Annotated in this window: 7 protein-coding genes; all 7 read right to left on the reverse strand. The window is 58.8% G+C overall.

All coding sequences use genetic code 11. The features are described from left to right. Window positions 1-15: 15 nt before the first annotated feature. On the reverse strand, window positions 16-1,284 hold the full coding sequence (locus ACE039_RS18145; RefSeq protein WP_310028368.1) for a hypothetical protein: 1,269 nt from the start codon (window positions 1,282-1,284) through the stop codon (window positions 16-18). Between the two features lie 211 nt (window positions 1,285-1,495). Next, entirely contained in the window at window positions 1,496-2,596 is a 1,101-nt protein-coding gene (locus ACE039_RS18150; RefSeq protein ID WP_485822965.1) for a hypothetical protein, read from the reverse strand. A 234-nt stretch (window positions 2,597-2,830) separates the two neighbouring features. Continuing rightward, window positions 2,831-8,143: a glycosyltransferase family protein gene (locus tag ACE039_RS18155; protein WP_485822966.1), complete on the reverse strand. Its 5,313-nt coding sequence runs from the start codon at window positions 8,141-8,143 to the stop codon at window positions 2,831-2,833. 131 nt (window positions 8,144-8,274) lie between these two features. After that, the gene (gene wecC / locus ACE039_RS18160; RefSeq protein WP_310028375.1) at window positions 8,275-9,549 is read right to left on the reverse strand and encodes a UDP-N-acetyl-D-mannosamine dehydrogenase; all 1,275 of its coding nucleotides are present in this window, start codon (window positions 9,547-9,549) and stop codon (window positions 8,275-8,277) included. Further along, the gene (wecB, locus tag ACE039_RS18165; protein ID WP_105558209.1) at window positions 9,546-10,688 is read right to left on the reverse strand and encodes a non-hydrolyzing UDP-N-acetylglucosamine 2-epimerase; all 1,143 of its coding nucleotides are present in this window, start codon (window positions 10,686-10,688) and stop codon (window positions 9,546-9,548) included. The genes wecC and wecB overlap by 4 nt, the downstream gene beginning before the upstream one ends. A gap of 372 nt (window positions 10,689-11,060) precedes the next feature. Then, window positions 11,061-12,392 (reverse strand): aminotransferase class I/II-fold pyridoxal phosphate-dependent enzyme, encoded by a 1,332-nt coding sequence (locus tag ACE039_RS18170; protein ID WP_105558208.1) that lies wholly within the window; start codon window positions 12,390-12,392, stop codon window positions 11,061-11,063. Between the two features lie 20 nt (window positions 12,393-12,412). Then, a partial coding sequence (locus tag ACE039_RS18175) for an SDR family NAD(P)-dependent oxidoreductase (protein WP_485822967.1) occupies window positions 12,413-17,664 on the reverse strand: 5,252 nt, incomplete at its 5' end.

Raw genomic sequence — 17,664 nt, forward strand, 5'->3', positions numbered from 1 at the left:
GGTCCCGCCATCGTTTCATAGAGCTTTCGTAATGGCCTTGACCGTTCCCAGTTGGTCCCTCAAATACAGTTTTGCAGTTAAGGCTTCTTTTGTCTGCACCGCCTTGAATGTGGCATGCGGATTCGGTCGATACCATTGCTGAGCAACACGCTGAGCGCCGCTATAAAGATAGCACGCATACTCAAAGTCAGAAACCGCGCCTAATTCCGCAGAGATATTCAGCGCGAGGTGAATATTATCGCCTTCTATTCGAGAGTCTATGGCAATATCATTTTGCGTCGGTGGGCGGATCGCAAGCCATCGGAATGCCGCTGCAGACGAATACTCTGATTGCGATAAATAGCGGCGACCAATGTAGGTAAGGGGCGTATCGGCGTTAATGCGGGAAACCAATTTTCGCAAAAATACCGAAGGAGGAACCGCGTGGCCTTTTCCCCAATCGCCGATGAAAAGTTGAATATTACCCTGTGGGCTTTGGAATGTATTGGGGCCGATCGCCCGAAACTTGATATTATTCAGCCACGGACCCGCATGTTTCGACATGTGAAACACATCGCTTCTGTTTTGCAGAAAAATAATACTATGCCGAGGATCAATGGTGTTGATCTGAGGGAGGCGATGCAGGCCTGTCTCGATGTTTTGATCGAGAAAATCCTGTAGCTGCGCTTGGGAATTGGCGGCATCAGCGGGGATAGAAAGTTCCGGATATGCTGTTTCAAGGTATTTATGGCCGGCAGCTGCGTAGTATGCGCCGATGGACGTTTGCGGATTCCATACTACCGCCGTCGCCTGACTTTGCAGGCGAGCGATAATATTCAGTGCGGCGAATCCCCCGCCGCTCCCGCCGACGAGTACTGGCAGCAAGCCTGTGGCCGTCGCCACCTGATCTATGTTCCTAGCGACAATATCGAGTAAGTCTGGCGTGCTGGAATTCCCGGCGTACCAAGCCAACGTCAGATCCCGATTGAGGGCAAGCGTGGGATCGGATACCGATAGGAGGGGGAGGCGGGTTGTGCCGGCCAAGCCAATTCCTGAAAAGAAAGGTGCGCTTGCCGTGTCCCGAGCCTGCTCGGACACCGCACCGCTGAATACTACGAGAAAGGCCCGGGATTTTCGGTCCTCATCTCGGAATCCTTTTGCCAGGAAATCTAGCGTCGGCCCTTCTGCAGAAATACGGAACGAATGAACGCCGTCCGCCGGCGCTGAAGAGTTCACACTGAAACACTTGTCGGAGTATTCAAAACGCTCCATATTCCAGCGGTCATAGTCCAAATCTAATGTCATTGTCTATTGGTATTTATATGGTGTGATATGGCACTATCAGTAATCGTTCGGCAGTTGCATACTCGACGATTCGATCGGAGTCCGCGTCAATACCGGCATCATACTAAAACGTCGGCATTTTGTCTTGGCGCGAAGTCTAGCGGCTGGCGCGGTGTAGGGAGGCGAGCATTGGGAGGGGTGGCAACTGCGCGGGATGATGCGCCTATCTTTCCTATTGCTGGTCCCGGAGATACGCCTGGACGGCTGGAATTCCGGCTTTAATCCAGCTTTCAATGAGACCCTTTTGCATGGCGATGGCAGGCGCGACGTGGCCTTGCCCCCAGTTCCCTCTGTAGTACAGTATGTTCTGAGTCTTGTTTTCGTATATATTCTTGACCGCTTGCATGAGCCTGCTTCGCGTCACCCACGGATCAGCGTGTCGCGTTAAATGATGAACGTCGCTGTTATTCTGTAGATATACAAGCTGATGATCTTTTCTTATGCGGTCGGCATCTGGGATGCGGAAGGTGTTTATATCGAAATTCGCGTCGACGAACCGTTGAAATGCGATTGTGTCGCGCGTGACATCATCGCTTATGACGATATCGGGAAAGGCGATTCGCATATATTTAAGTGCTGGACCTATATAATAGGATCCGATGGAAGTCTGAGGGTTCCACACGACCGCTACCGCTTTTGCGTCAAGTCGCGTCAGAACTTGCATCGCGGCAAATCCGCCTCCACTGCCTCCGACGAGAATTGGCTCTAAATTCTCTTTCCTTGAAATTTGGTCGATAAGTTCGGCAATCGTCGAATAAAGATCTGGCGCCAGATGATTCCCGGCATACCACCCTAATGCCAGTGCACTGTCCAACGCCAGTGTAGGGTCCGAAAAGGAGAGAATAGGGAGGTTGAGAGACTTCGCTAAAGCCGTACCGGAAAAATATGGGGGCATGGAACCGCTGATGGCACGATTGCTTACTGCTCCACCAAAGGAAACGAGGAAGACTCGCGTTTGCTGATGCCGCGATTCGAACCCGAGCGTCAGCATATCGAGGGGGAGGGCGCCCGCGGCGAGCGGGATGGTATGCAGACCATCACGCGTCAACACCTGAGGATCTTTGGGAACAATTTTGTATTGATAGCGTGGGTAATGCCAATTGGTGTAGTCAAGAAACATTGGCGCAATCGGAGTGCGGCCGCTATTGACGGTCGGAGAAATCCCGTGTCGCGGCTTGTCTGTTCCGGCGGCGATCGCGCCTGCCCCCATCAGGAGCATCATGACGATGGCCAGCACAGCTTTGAAAGAGGCGGTAGGCGCACGAATGTTCACGCACTCCGAACCCGCAGCAATCAGTGTACGTAGTCGATACGCCCTAGGCTGCCAGCTTTTCGGAATCATGCCAGCGCTGGCACGAACTCTCTTGCTATGCAAGGAAGGTGCTCCTAAGTAATTGCCACAGAGGCACGTGACGGGATACCGCCAGTTGCTGCAATAGCTTGCACCCTATAACGGTGCAACTCGAAACGAGTTCGATTGCACACGTTAGAGCGACCTATACCTGTCCTAATTTATCTCTTTTATGCGGACCAGTTCCTTTTCGATCGTTTCATTAAATCCACATTGACCCCGCACACGGCTGGCAGCATTGCGGGATTTTCGTTGAAATTCGGAGGGGTTCATATACATCGCCTCCACAGCAGCCGCCATGGCATCAATGTCCTCTGCTGGAACGGCATACCCGCAATCGTCATCCACGAATTCCGGAATGGCGGCGACGGCATTGGTAATGGGAACAAGCCCTGAAGACATGGCTTCGTCGCGAGATACTCCTTGGGCGTCCATCCGCGTTGGCGTGAGGAATATGCCGTGATCGCGATGGATGGCAGCGATTTCATGCTGGCTCAAGAACCGTTTATGGCAAGAAACGTTCAAGAATTCCCGTACAGGCGCAGTAGTGCTGTCAAACAGATCGCCATCCCCGTATAGGTTGAACTCCAGATCCTTGAAAAACGGTCGGTTTGACAATTTCAGGATGCAGCCGATCGTCAAATCATTGGCATATTTCCTGCTTGCATATGGCCGGATCGACAACAGCTTCAATCGCTGGTTATTGTCCTTTTCTTCGTACTGGAAAATATTCGAATCGATATAGTTATGGACGATGGAATAGGTTCCGGTATGGAGAGTAGCTCCAAGGTCGTGCACCACTTCGTCGGCAAAGTACTTGGAAACAAAAACTAGATGTACATTCGGATGCGGTCTGGGCTGCAACACCTTTTTCCAGAATTTGACTCGCTTGTCGCTCAGCCTCTTTTGACGGACGATCTCCTCCTTCGACATTCTTTCGAATTCGAACTCGCGCCGTTGCCAGACTTGAATCTCTGCTCCGTGAATCCAGATGTCGACTTTCACCTTATCCAGATGCTTCTCGAGCACTGACCACATTTTTTCGTCAAGCAGATGCACCAGTACCTTTTTGTATTGCCCGCTTGCCAGCGTCTGGTCAAGCAGTTGCAAATCCCCGCTTGCTACGTCGATGCCTTCGAATTCACGATAAGGTGTCTCTTGTACGTTGGTTAAGCGGAATACGTCGACGTCAAGGCCGGCATCGCGATACGAGCGAACTCGACTGTGCAGAAAGCCATAGCGATACAAATCGTCATATGCAGGATACTGCTTGGTTAGCACAAGATAGGGTGAGCGGCTTACTAGCGTGGCTGGTGGTTCACCGTGTGAGCCAAACACAATCGCTTCGATAGTGGCACTACCGCTACCTTGGATGCGAAGTCCAAATCTGATCTTGGCGCAATTCGTAGGAATGGCAAGCGTATGGCCACCGCCTATCGGATTCATCTGATGTGCGATTTTCTTGCCAGATTCGTCTTGGAATTCGAATACCGACTTAATCTCCTGGGGATTGGATGCCATTACTTCGAAATGACTGTTTAACACTAGGTTAAGCTCTTCGCGGCTGAAGATCTTCGTCGCATAGATATAAGCGAATTTGTCCGGAGGCATGGTGCTGCGGATGGTCAGCTTGTTGTCCTTTAAGCCTATCTGGATCTGCTTGGACGCTGGAGCCGGAAGGACCGCGTGCAATTCCTTCCCCGAGAGTTTGGGCAAGGTGTCCGCAGTGGGACGGTCGGCGCTAAGCGTCTTCTTGATCTTCTCGGCAATGGGGATTAGATCTGCGTGGAACGACGCACCGCTATCTTGAATGACGGAATCCGAACATTGTTGCTGTGCATCGGCTGGCAGGACGGTATGCAGCTGCATGTCGCAATAATTGAACTCGTCGATAGCCAATGCCTCGACCGGCAAGGGGGGGGAGCCCAAGTCGCAAATGCTTGCAAGCTGCGTGGAATCTAGATCTGCCGTCTTGAATAATGACCGGCCGATTGCGGCGCCGGTGCTGACTTTATATTGCTTTCCGTCGTCATTCAGAAGCAGCGCGCCTGAAGATTCCAGCGAGTAATACGCCATTTTTGTATAGGCCATTGCATCTGAATACTCGTAGGCGAGTGCGAGGTCGGTCAGGTAGTGCGCGCCATAATAAGCCTGGGACGTCATGCCTCCGATCAGGTCGAAACTCGTTTTGGTCATCTCGACCGCAGCGATCATCTCGTCCATGCTGCGAAATACCCGTACGCCAGTTTGAGCGAGGTCGGCTGCCGTGTTGGAGGGCACGACCAGATATAGAGTCTTGGCGGCATGAGCCTGCCGCAAAAATGATTCAACCGTTCGAGCACGCTGCTGGTCATCTTTGGCATGTGCGACCACGAGCACGGAGCGCAATTGTTCCTGAACCGGTTCATTGGCCAGCTTGGCCCTGATGTACTGTAGCCGCTGGCGATATGTATGTTGGGACATCACCTTGCGCAAACCCTGAAGTCGGAACTTGCGATAGGCCAGCTCGTTGGAGCATATCGGCTCCAGTTTCTTTTTGATTTGGCTGGCATCGTCGGAGCAGACCACCAGATCCCCGAACATAACCCGGACGCCGCGCGAGAAATTGCTAACCACCACCGTGTTGGAAGCCAGCAGCTCGAAAACTCGTCGCGCATACATGGTCTGAGATTGCTTGATGGTATTCATGTTCACGCCATAGCGGTATCCCTTGTAGGCGCGGTCAATTTCGGAAAAGGGCAGGCTCCCGAGAATCATGGACGAGTATTTTTCCGGAAACTCGTAGTGAGGATGGGGTTTTTCGTGGTTCCGGTCGTAGATCTCCACAGGCTTCAATGAAGAAACCGTATCGATCAAAGCTGCAAAATCGCGTTGCCGTTCGGGGTAACGGAGATAGTAGGAACCAGCGAAGTTAAAGGCGTCCTTACGGTCGAACTTCTCGATGGGATTGTGCGTTTTTGGTTGCGCTGCGAACGGCAGTAGCGCGACCCGATCATGGCCGAGAGCAGCTTTGTACTTTGGAAGGCAGTCGACGTCGGTCGTGAATACGTGGTCGACGAGCGCCGCTACAGCGATAAACGTACTGAAGTGAACCGGGTCTTCCTTGTTCCAGAAGATCGACGGAATTCCCTTGGCCCTGCAATGGGCAAGCAGTGCGGTGATCTCGTCCGCGCAGTTACTGATGATTCCCTTCCATTTGTCGTCCACACCTTTCCAGGCGGATTCGACGAATATCAAGTCAGGTTGAAACTCATCGACCTGTGTGCGCCAGTCTTCGGGACGCAATTGCAACATTTCGCATTCCGGGGCATAGGAATGGAAGGTGAATTCGTCCATGATCCCGGCGATCTTCAGCTTCTGCTGCGGGTTCTGGGAATGGATTGCAGAGGTCGAAGGGACAAAGGAGACCCGTGGTGCGACATTCGGTTCCTCGCGTGTTCTGAAGTTGGCTGTAGTCGACGTTCGTGAGGTCGACTGTTGCTTCATGAGCTTACGCTTGCGTCGTTCTTTGCCGTCTCTATGTATACGGATCAATTCACCCGGCAGACCGATGAATGATGACCAGGACTTGAAGGCGTGCAGCAACGCGTAGCCTAGCTGGAAGGACAGGGTCTTGCGCGTTTGCTCCACTTGTAGCAACGCCTGCGTCTTTGCTTGCTCCAGATTCCTGATACGGCGCTCAAGATGTCGGATTTTCTCGATGGCTTCCTTTTCCTGAGCTTGAGAGCCTCTAAATTGAGCCAGGAATTCGCGGCCTTTCATTCGCGCTTCTTTCAGTTCGGCAGTTGTGGAGGCAAGCTCGGTTTCCATTTTGGATAAGCGCGCCTGGCTCTCCCGGGCTTGCATCACCGCGATGCTCTGGGCGCCACTCAATTGCCGAACGCGCGTTTCATGTTGCGCGATCTCGGCACGGAGGGCTTTCAATTGCCCGCCTTGCGCGGAGGCTGCATTGCGCAGTGTTTCCTGGACCGCCAGGTTTTCAGCGATCTGAGCTTGCAACGCAAGGACATGCTCTTCACGCCCGGCAATCAACTGTTCCGTTTGCGCTTCTTGCCTGCGGAGCGATTCCAATTCCTGGGCGGCATCGCGCCGCGCTTGTTCAAGTTGCGCCCTTGTGCTCTCCAGCTCCATGGACGTTTGCTGCTGCGCCTGTTGCAGTTGCTGGATTTTCCCAGCAGCTTCTACCTCGATTTGTTCAAGCTTCTGCTTGGCAGCGATCACCTCTGCTTGCTTTTCGTGCAATGCGGCTTGGGTCTCTTCAAGACGTTGGTCAAGCAGATCACGATGTGCTTGTGCTGCAGCTCCGTCGGCTTGCAGTTGTTGAACGGCGGCGTCTCTCGCTGCCTGCATAGCCTCTAGGCTTTTTTCGATTGCCAGTACATCGGCACGCGCTTGAGCGACTCGAAGTTCGGCGTCCCGTTGGGCGTCAGCAGCACTGCGCTCGAGATCCTGCATAGCGATGTCGCGCTGCAGTTTTTCATGGCGCAGAACTGCGATCTGTTGCGCTTGTTCCAGTTCAAGAATACGCGACTGGGCTTGGACGTGCGCGACGGTTTGCGCTGCGTTTGCTTCGGCCGTCTGGCTCGCCTTGAGCGCTTCGGCAAGGCGGGAAGCCTCACTCTGTGCCGCTGAAATGGCGTCGCGCTCGGCACCCTGCACGGCTTCCAACTGCGCTTTGAGCGTCGCGGCGTGCGATTCGTGTTCTGCCCGTAATACGCCCAACCCCGCAAGTTGTTCGGACGCGGTGTCGAGTTCCTTGCGTAGCGCTTGCAACTGATTGTGTGCCGCGCGGAGTTCCCCCTTGACCGATCGCTCCATCTGTTTCAGTGCGATTTCGGCTTCTTTGACAAGCGCGTCCGGCCATGGGTTGGCGGCGGGCGGCCGTTCCAGAACTTTGGGACGAGCCTTGCCTACGAGCGCCAGGGTCTCACCGAACAAACGCATCTCTTCTGTTTCGAAATGGCAAGCCTGGATCCTTGCGGGTTCACGCAAGAAATAGCTCGGGTCGGTATTCGTTTGTAGGCCGAACGGCCAGAGGGAAATCAGTCTTCCGCCTGCTTTGAGTTTGCGGTACACCACCTCAATGAAATCTTCCGGCCTTTCCGATAGCGCCACGCTTTGCGGCAGCAGGATGGTGTCGAAGCTACGATCGACCAGAGACGCGATGTCGAGTAGCGTGCCTTCCTTGAGCGTGATGGCGCGTTGGACTTGCGCAGGTTCTTGGGAAATGAAGGATCTGGCCTGGCCGATAGTTACCGAATCCGATGTCAAACCGATGACTGTCTTGCCAGCCCGAGCGAGCAGGATGAGTATCGCGCCCTGACCGCAGTCGACGTCCAGCACCTGCTCGCCTTCGATCTTGCTTGACACCCAGTCCAAGCATTTTTGCGTCTTCTGCATTAAGTCAACGCCCAACTGCCCGGCGTAAGCTTCCCATCCTCGTTGCTGCATCGTAAGCATGGCTGACATAGCTCTTGTCGTCTTCTCTTAAAAAAAAGGACACTTGGTCCGGCCCGAACGCCAGAACAAGCGCCTATATGCTTATTTTTGGGGCAGGCCAGACCGATGTTGGCCGCCCCTTTAAGGCATTGCTATCAGTGTTAACGGGTGCGAGGTAGGCCCACGGCGTCCACGATCAACGCGCCTTGCTTGACGGTCAGAGGCGCTTCCGTGAACTGGCTGTGCTTGACCAGCACCGCAACCACGTCGGCTTCGCGCAGCACTTGATCCAGCGAGGAAAGCGTGCCGCGCTTGAACGATTTGGGCAGCTCCTCGATATACGGCTCTACATAATAGAGTTCGCAATCGATTTTCTCGCTGATTTCCTGGGCGATGTGCAGGGCAGGGCTTTCACGCAGGTCATCGATATTGGGCTTGAATGCCAAGCCCAACAGCGCGACCTTGACCTTGCCCTGCGGCGTACCGTGAGCTTCGACCTTGTGGATGGCCGCTTCAATTTGTCCGAAAACCCAGTGCGGCTTGGAGTCGTTGACTTCGCGGGCAGTACGAGTCAGGCGCGCCTGCTCGGGCGTCTTGTTCACGATGAACCAGGGGTCCACCGCGATGCAGTGGCCGCCTACGCCGGCGCCGGGCTGCAGGATATTGACTCGCGGGTGGTGGTTGGCCAGGCCAATCAGTTCCCACACATTGATCTGGAGCTTGTCGCAGATCAGCGAGAGTTCGTTCGCGAATGCGATATTCACGTCGCGGAACGCGTTTTCCGTAAGCTTGGACATCTCCGCGGTGCGGGCATTGGTTTCAAGCAACTGACCTTCGACGAACAGCTTGTAGACGCTCTTGGCTTTTTCCGCGGAGATTGGGTTGATACCGCCGACGATTCGATCGTTTTCCACGAGCTCTCGCACGACCTGGCCGGGCAGCACGCGCTCTGGGCAGTAGGCCACGTAGATGTCGCTGTCGACGCTGCCCTGCAAGGGCAGCTTCAGGTCATGACGCAGTTCGGACAGCCATTGCACCATTTGCTCGGTGGTGCCCACCGGCGAGGTGGATTCCAGGATGACCACGTTGCCCGGACGCAGCACTGGTGCGATCGCTTCGACGGCGGCCTGGATGTAGGACAGATCGGGTTCGTAGTCGCCTTTGAACGGGGTGGGCACGGCGATCAGGAACGCATCAGCGGGTTCCGGCTTGGTGGTCGCGCGCAGCCAACCTTCCTTGACCACCGATTGCACGATGTTCTCGAGGCCGGGTTCGACAATGTGGATGGCGCCGCGGTTGATCGTGTCGACCGCGTGCTGGTTGATGTCGACACCGACGACCTTGACCTGGCGGGAGGCGAGCATTGCCGCGGTGGGCAATCCGATGTAGCCGAGGCCGATGACCGAAACGGTTGAGGTAGTGGTGTTCTGCGTCATTTCGAGGTTTGCTGGGTTTGAAAGTGGTTCAGGAGCGCCTGGACGATCCGAGGCGAGGCTTGCCCGTCCCCATAGGGGTTATGGGCGTAGGCCATCTTTTGGTATTCCGCATCGTTGTCGGCGAGTTCACTCACGGCCTGGACGATGCGTGCCGGATCCGTGCCCACCATCCGGACGGTGCCGGCGGCTACGGCTTCCGGCCGTTCCGTGTTGTCGCGCATGACCAGCACGGGTTTGCCCAAGGAGGGCGCTTCTTCCTGGATGCCGCCGGAATCGGTCAGGATGATGAAGCTCTTTCCCATGAAGTAGACGAAGGGCTCGTACTCCAGGGGTTCGATCAAGTGCACATTGTCCAAGTCGCGCAGCAGGCGGTTGACCGGTTCGCGGACATTAGGATTCAGGTGCACCGGATAGACGAACTGCATTGCCGGGTAGCGCAGCGACAACTGCTGGATGGCTTGGCAGATTGCTTCGAAGCCGCCGCCGAAGTTCTCGCGGCGATGGCCGGTAATCAGCACCATACGCTTGTCGCCAATAAGGAACGGGTATTGCTCGTGCAACGCGTTGCGCAGCTGTTCGTTCTCTTTGACTTTGGACTGCACGGTGAGGAGCGCATCGATGACGGTATTGCCCGTCACCAGGATGGCGTCCTCGGGCTTGCTTTCGTCCAGCAGATTTTGGCGAGACTGCTCGGTGGGCGCGAAGTGCAGCGATGCGAGCACGCCGGTGATCTGGCGATTGGCCTCTTCGGGCCAGGGGGAATAGATATTGTGCGTACGAAGCCCCGCCTCGACGTGGCCGACCGGGATGCGGGCGTAGAACGCCGCCATCGAAGCCGACAGGGTGGTGGTGGTGTCGCCATGTACCAGCACGTAATCGGGACGGAAATCCTGGAGTACGTCGCGCATACCCTCGAGGACTCGGGCAGTGATCGAATACAGATCCTGGCCAGGACGCATGATGTCGAGGTCGTAGTCGGGCTTGATGCTGAACAGCTGCAGCACCTGATCAAGCATGTGCCGGTGCTGGCCCGTTACGCATACGCGCGAATCGATAGTGGCATGGGCGTTAAGCGCTGCGACGACGGGGGCCATCTTGATGGCTTCCGGCCGCGTCCCGAATACCGTTAGAACTTTCATGAACGACGGAGGCTCCGAAAAAATAGAAGACGCTTCTTTTAAGCGTCTTGAAGACTGGACAGCTGGCGTGCGGGTATATATTTCGATCCTGATACGGCGAAGCTATTCAGTCCCTAGAAAGCTCTGCAGTATGAATCAATTGCCGGGGCTGCTGCACGGCAACATATTTCAAATCGCTACATTTATTTCTTAATGCGTAAAGTTCCGAATAAAACTAACGTCTGAATACATCGACCTTTCAGAATTCCGGCCAGTCTATCTAGACAATTGCGCAGTTGATATGACGACGGAGCGCCATTCGGTGGAAAATGAAAGTATATGTGTTCCATGTTAATTTTTAAGGCTCTCCTATTAGCCGCCAGAGGCGTTGAATCACATTTCGGCGCGCAAGAGTGTTGCCGTATGCCGAAGCTGCTCCTCGGTATGCTCACAGGAAATAAAGAAGCGCAAGCGCGCCGACTTCTCGGGGACGGCCGGATACAGAATGGGCTGGACGCTGATGCCGAGCTCGAACAGCCGGGCCGAAAGGCGCGTGGCCTTCAGGGAGCTGCCGACGATGGCGGGCACCACGGCCAAGCCCGCGCTCATCCCGGTATCGATACCGGCCATCTTTGCCTGTTCCAGAAAATACCGCCCTCGCGCTTGCAGCGCGGCAACGCGTTCCGGCAATTCCTTCATGCGCTGCAACGCCGCCAACGAGGCCGCGGCAACGCCTGGTGGCATGCCGACGCTGTAGAGAAAGCCTGGCGCCAGGAATTTGAGGTGTTCGATCAGGGCGGTTTCACCTGCGATGTATCCGCCGCAGCCCGCCAGGGTCTTGCTCAAGGTTCCCATCCAGATGTCGACGTCGCTGCCCGCCACCCCGAAATGCTCGCGGATGCCAAACCCGCGCGCGCCCATGACGCCCAGGGAATGGGCTTCGTCGACCATCAGGAAAGCGCGATGGCGTTGCTTGATCTCGATGAACCGGGGCAGGTCCGGATAGTCGCCGTCCATGCTGTAGATGCCTTCCAGCACGATCAGCACGCGCTCGAACTGGTGGCGTTGCTCGTTCAGGATGGTATCCAGCGCTTCCCAGTCGTTGTGAGGAAAGGGCAAGCGGCGGGCGCCTGACAGTTGGATGCCTTGCAGGACGCTGTTGTGGATCAGTTCGTCGTGCAGGACCAGGTCGCGGGGGCCGAACAGATAGCCGATGGTCGAGACGTTCGTCGCGTGACCGCTGACGAAGGTGACCGCGTCGTCCACGCCGTACAGCGCCGCGATTTCCTGTTCTAGCTGGCGATGCACCGGGCGTTCGCCCGAAACCACTCGGCTGGCCGACACCGAGGTCCCGTATCGGTCGATCGCGGCTTTTGCCGCCGCGATCACCACGGGATCGCCCGACATGCTCAGGTAGTTGTAGCTGGCGTAGTTGATGAACTCGCGCCCGCCGATCCGCGTGTCGGCGCCGGCGGTGCTTTCGTGCAGCTTGAAGAAGGGGTTCTTCACGCCCAGACGCTTTGCGCCATCGTTGATGATGCGCAATTGCTGATAGCCGGGATGCAGGTGGAACCGGTAGTGTTCCTCGGGGATTTCGGCCTTCTTCTCGGCCGGGCGCGCGGGTGCCTGGCCGCCTGGTGCGGCGGCTTGGCGCAGCTTGCGCTCCAGGGCCTGCTGGATCAACTTGTCTTTAATGCCTGCAGTAAGGCCAGGCAGTTTCTTCATGGTGCTCAATTAATTCCGACCTACTGGATCATGCGTTGCATGGGGAGGCTGCCGTTCATCTTGATCTCGTCGACGAAATCCGAGACGGAGCTGGAACCGACCTCGGCGGCGTGGCTTGCGACAACGTGCTGGACGCTGGCGGTCACTGCGTCGCCTTGATCGTCGTGTTCGTCGCGCAATAGCAGCACCAGTCTTTCGGCAAGCTTGGCAGGGGTGGGGCTTTCATTCAGCGCCATCACCGGCAAGCGGATGCCGAAACGGTTTTCCAGCGCCACCACCAGTTCCACGCCCATTAACGAGTCCAGGCCCATGTCGTAGACCGAACGCGTGGCTTCGATCTTGTCGGGAGAGACGCGCAGGATTTCGCCGATCTCGGCTTTGAGCATGTCGGTGAAGCGCTCGTGCAGCGCGGCATCGTCCAGCGTGGCGATCAGGTGGGCGATGTCGTCCGCACCGCTGTCGTCATCGCCGTTGTCACCGGCCTGGCGGGCGATTTCCGAGAACTTCGGCAGGTTGGCGGTGGGCAGGAAGCGGCTTAACGCGCGCCAATCCAGTTCCAGCACGCCCAGGCCCGACACACCGGCCACCAGCATGTCTTCCAGAGCATCCAGGGCAACTTGCGAAGCCAGGGCGCCTCCGCCCATGCGGCCTTGCAGCGCGTCCTTGATCTTCTGGTTGCGTGCCAGGAAACCGACGTCGTCGATGGCGCCCCAGCGTACGCAGGTGGCCGGCAGGCCTTCCGCGCGGCGTTGCGCGGCCAGGCGTTCCAGCCAGCCGTTGGCGGCGACGTAATTGCTCTGTCCGGGGTTGCCGAACAGGGTCGTGGCCGACGAATAGAAGATGAACAGGTCCAGGGGCAGGGCGCGGGTCAGCTCATGCAGGTGCTGGGCGCCCAGTACCTTGGCAGCGAGCGTGCGCTCGATCTGCGCGGGTGTTGCGCTGCGCGCCAAGCCGTCGTCGATGACGACCGCCGCGTGGACGATGCCTCGGAGGGCAGGCATGGTGCCGGCCGTCTCGTCGAGCAGGCGAGCCAGCGCGTCGCGGTCCGTCACGTCGCAGGCGGCTGCGTGGACGCGCACGCCTTGCGCTTCGAACGCCGCCAGGGCGGTTTTTGCGGCTTCGCTGACGGGGCCGCTGCGGCTGATCAAAATCAGATTGCGGGCGCCCTTGTCGGCCAGCCATTGCGCGGTGCGCAGGCCGAATCCGCCCAGTCCGCCGGTGACCAGATAGGTGGCGTCGGCCGGCAGCGTCAGGCCGGCTGTGGCGTCCCGCGTAGCGGTATGGATGCCGCTGATGCCATTGCGGTACGTGACCACGATTTTGCCGATCTGGCGCGCCTGCTGCATATAACGGAAGGCGTCGACGATATCGTTCGCGTCAAAGACGGAATACGGCAAGGGGTGCAGCGCGCCTTCGCGGAACAGCGCCATCATCTGACCGAACAGACGTTGGGTAAGGTCCGGGCGCTCGTTCATCAGCTGATCGGCGTCGATGCCGAAGTAGCTGATGTTGTTGCGGAACGGGCGCAGGCCGATGCGGGTGTTCTCGTAGAAGTCGCGCTTGCCCAGTTCCAGGAACCGGCCAAACGGCTTCAGCACTCGCAGGTTGCGGTTGATGGCTTCGCCAGCCAGCGAGTTCAGCACGACGTCCACGCCGCGCCCGCCGGTGTCGGCCAGGATTTCGTCGGCGTACGACAGCGAGCGCGAATCATAGATATGGCGCACGCCCAGCAGGCGCAGCAGATCGCGTTTTTCGTCGGAGCCCGCAGTCGCGTAGATGTCTGCGCCAAGCCATTGGGCGAACTGAATGGCGGCGATGCCGACGCCGCCGGCTGCGCCGTGGATCAGGATCTTCTCGCCTTCTTCCAGGCGCGCCAGGTGATGCAGGGCGTAGTAGACCGTGAAGAACGTGCTGGGGATGGTTGCCGCGGCTTCGAACGAGAAGCCTTCGGGAATGTGAGAGATGGCGCTGGGCTTGGTCAACACGCGGTCGCCGAAGCTGGCCGGGCCGAAACCGACGACGGCGTCGCCCACGGCGTAGCCGTCCACGTCCGAACCGACGCGAGTGACCGTGCCCGAGAACTCCAGGCCGAGCGTCGGACCGGCAAAGCCGTTTTCGATGGCTTCGTCGGACAGCAGGCCCAAGGCGTACATGACGTCGCGGAAGTTCAGGCCGGTAGCTTCGATGCGAACTTCAAGTTCGTCATCGGCCGGTGCCGGCGCCGGGCAGGATTCCCATCGCAGGTTGCGCAGTTGGCCGGGAAATTCAAAGTCCAGGCGCACGGCGTGCGATGCGGCATCGTCGGCGGCGGCTTGCGCGGGACGTGGCGTATGGCGCAGGCGCGGGGCGTAGCGCGCGCCGCTTTCGTCGAAGATGACTTCGTCTTCGCTGTCCACGCAGGTCAATTCGCGAATCAGGGCGTCGGTCAGGTCGCCGGCATGCGCCAACGGCAGGTCCACCATGCGGATGCGGTAATTGGAAGCTTCGTTGGCCAGCGTGCGGCCGTAGCCCCACAGCGCCGCGTCATTCAACGCGTGCATGGCTGCGGGCGCTTGCGGCGCATGGCGCAGATACTGCACGGCATCCGCGGTGACCAGCCACACGGTGGCGGCCGTTTGCGTGCGTTCGCAAGCTTGAATGACGGCGGCTGCGGTCGCGCAGCGGCGAGTCTGCAGGGCGAGCAGCTCTTCTGGCGACTGATGGACGTCCGTCCAGGCCAGTCCGTCCAGATGGATGACGTGGTTGACCGGGCCGGTCGCGCCGTTGCGCAACAGGTCGTCCAGTTCTTCAGGCGCGGCTTGAATGGCCACGCGAACGTGGTGGCCGGCGGCCTTGAGCCTGGTTTCCAGCGACTGCGCCAAGCCGGCGCCATGCTCGGGGTTGCGATCCCCCAGGATCAGCCAGTTTGCGGGCGTGTTCGCGGCTTCGGCGTCGACCAGGGCCGTCGGCGCTTGAACGCCTTCAAGCCGGGCCGTCAGCAGATAGGCGCCGCTGGTGAACGACGCGGAGAATTCAAGCGGACTGTCGCACAGGAAGCCGAGCGTACGGAGTTCGTCCAGCCAGAAATCGGCGGGTTGTTGCGTGGACAACTGCGCGCCTTCCTCGCTTGTCTGCCACCAGTTACGGCGTCCGCCGAAAACGAAGTCCCCCCAGGCGGCGGGGTGGGCGCCGCAAACCAGCAGCACGCCATCCGCCCGCAGGCTGGCGCGCGCATGTCGCAATGCGGCGCGCGCGGCTTCCAGCGTGTCGAATTCGCAGTGAAAGATCGCCAGGTCGCACTGGGCCGTCGGGGCGACGCCGCCTTCGCCGATAAGCTCGGTTCGGGCGTTGGGGTAGCGCTCGGCTTGCTGGTGGATGACGTGGTCCAGCACATCCGGACTATTCGACGCGTAGCAGTAGTCCGCCACGTTGAAATCGAGCGCATCGCAGCAGCTGAAGGCAAAGAGGGGAGCGGCCTGGCCGACTTCGATCACGGCCAGGCGCTGGCCCGGAAGGCGATTGGACTGTGCCTGCGCCAGGACGGCGCGCAATGCGGTGCCCAGGCGCTGGCCGCTGGCGGCGCCCAGGGCGCTACGGCCGATGGAGGCGGGTGTGCTCGCGCGCGGGCAGACGGCGTCCAGCGTGGCTTCGCCTCGCAGCAGGGCGGCCAGATGCAGCCCGACGCGGCCGACTGCGTGGACGATCTGCGCATAGTCCGGGTACTCGCGCAGCAGTGTGTTCCAGATGTCCGCGGTGCCGCTGTCGTTGTCGTCGGAGGCGGGCAGGCGGACGCCCGCAGGGGTGGCTTCCGCGTAGCCCGCGGCGGTCACGCGGGCAATGGTGTGTTGCAGCAATAGCGCGGAGTCCGGCGCATAGCGGCTCAGCTCGGTGATCAATGCGTAGGGCACGAGCTGGCCGTCGGGCGCAAGCTGGCGCAGCGCGTCCACCGAAAAGCCATAGCACAGGCTTTCCAGGAGGGGGTCGACTTCTTCGGCGTAGCGCGCGTGCGCGCCGTCTTCAACGCACTCGGCTACCGCGCTGGCCACTGCGGCGCGCAGCGCTTCGTGGTCCAACGCAGTGCGGCCAAACGGCGCGTAGGGGCGCGGTGTGGCGACGATGTCCAGGAAGTTGAGATGGTCCGCGGCCGGCTTGCGCAGCCGGATGCTGCGGAATCGCGCCTGTTCGACGACGGCAATCTGTTCGCCGGCGGCGTTGTAGAGTTCGAAACTGGCGGTCAGCGAGTGCGGCGCCCGGCGTTCCAGTCGCACACGCGCGGCGGCAGGCTGGCCCGCCTTCGCGCGCAGGGTCAGGCGCCCGATCTTGGCGGGCACGAAAGCAATGCCTTGTCCCATGGCCCGATCATTGCGCAGCAATTGGATGATCAATTGGAAAGCGCAATCCAGCAGCGCGGGGTGCAGGTGCGTGGCGGCCAGCTCGCTTTGGATGACGGGATCAGCTTGAAGGACGGCCACGACACTGCTGTCCGATTCCATCCAGCCGTGCGACACGGCGCGGAAGGCGGTCCCGTAATCCAGGCCGACGGCGCGTGTCAGGACTTCATGGGTGTCGCCGGTAAAGTCGGGCGTGCGATTCGGCAAGACCAGTTTGGCTTGCGTGAGGCGGGCCGAACCGGCTTCTCGCAGCAGGCGGCCGCTGGCGTGTTTGACCCACGGTTCCGTGCTGTTGCTGTCCTTGGCGTTGATGCGGAAGCGGCCATCGGCGTCATCCAGCAAGAAGCGCGTCAATTTGCTGGGCGACGCGTTCAGCAGTAACGGGGCGTGGATTTCCAGTTCTTCCAGTTCGGCGTAGTCGCCCTCCTGCCACTGCAGCGCGGCTGCCAGCGCGATTTCGGCGAAACCGGTGCCCGGAAAGACCACGGCATCGCCGACGACGTGGTCGGCCAGCGCGGGATGGGACTGCGTATCAAGCTGGTTCTGCCAGGTGTGCTCATGCTGCTGCAAGGGGTACCCCAACAGCGGATGCACATGACGGCGAGACAGCAGGCCAAGCGATTCGGCGGTGGTGGGATGCCAATGGCGCTCGCGCTGCCACGGGTAGGCCGGTAGCTCGACGGCCGACCCGACCCACGGGAAGAGCGATTGCAGATCCAGTTGGCCGCCGCTGGCAATGACTTGTCCGGCAGCGGTCCAGATTTTCTCGGGATCGTCGCCACCGCGTGTGGCGGTGCTGAGCACGCGGCCCTGCATGTCGGCCGTTTTCAGCGTGTCGTTCAGGTACGAGCGCAATAGCGGATGCGGGCCGACCTCGACAAAAATGTTGTTGCCTTCGGGGG

The sequence above is a fragment of the Achromobacter maghribensis genome (genome assembly GCF_057334215.1).

Bases quoted from the DNA above. Each gene is read 5' to 3' on its own strand.
- ACE039_RS18170 (WP_105558208.1), bottom strand. From the start codon at position 12,392: ATGAAGAAACTGCCTGGCCTTACTGCAGGCATTAAAGACAAGTTGATC.
- ACE039_RS18145 (WP_310028368.1), bottom strand. From the start codon at position 1,284: ATGACATTAGATTTGGACTATGACCGCTGGAATATGGAGCGTTTTGAA.
- wecB (WP_105558209.1), bottom strand. From the start codon at position 10,688: ATGAAAGTTCTAACGGTATTCGGGACGCGGCCGGAAGCCATCAAGATG.
- wecC (WP_310028375.1), bottom strand. From the start codon at position 9,549: ATGACGCAGAACACCACTACCTCAACCGTTTCGGTCATCGGCCTCGGC.
- ACE039_RS18155 (WP_485822966.1), bottom strand. From the start codon at position 8,143: ATGTCAGCCATGCTTACGATGCAGCAACGAGGATGGGAAGCTTACGCC.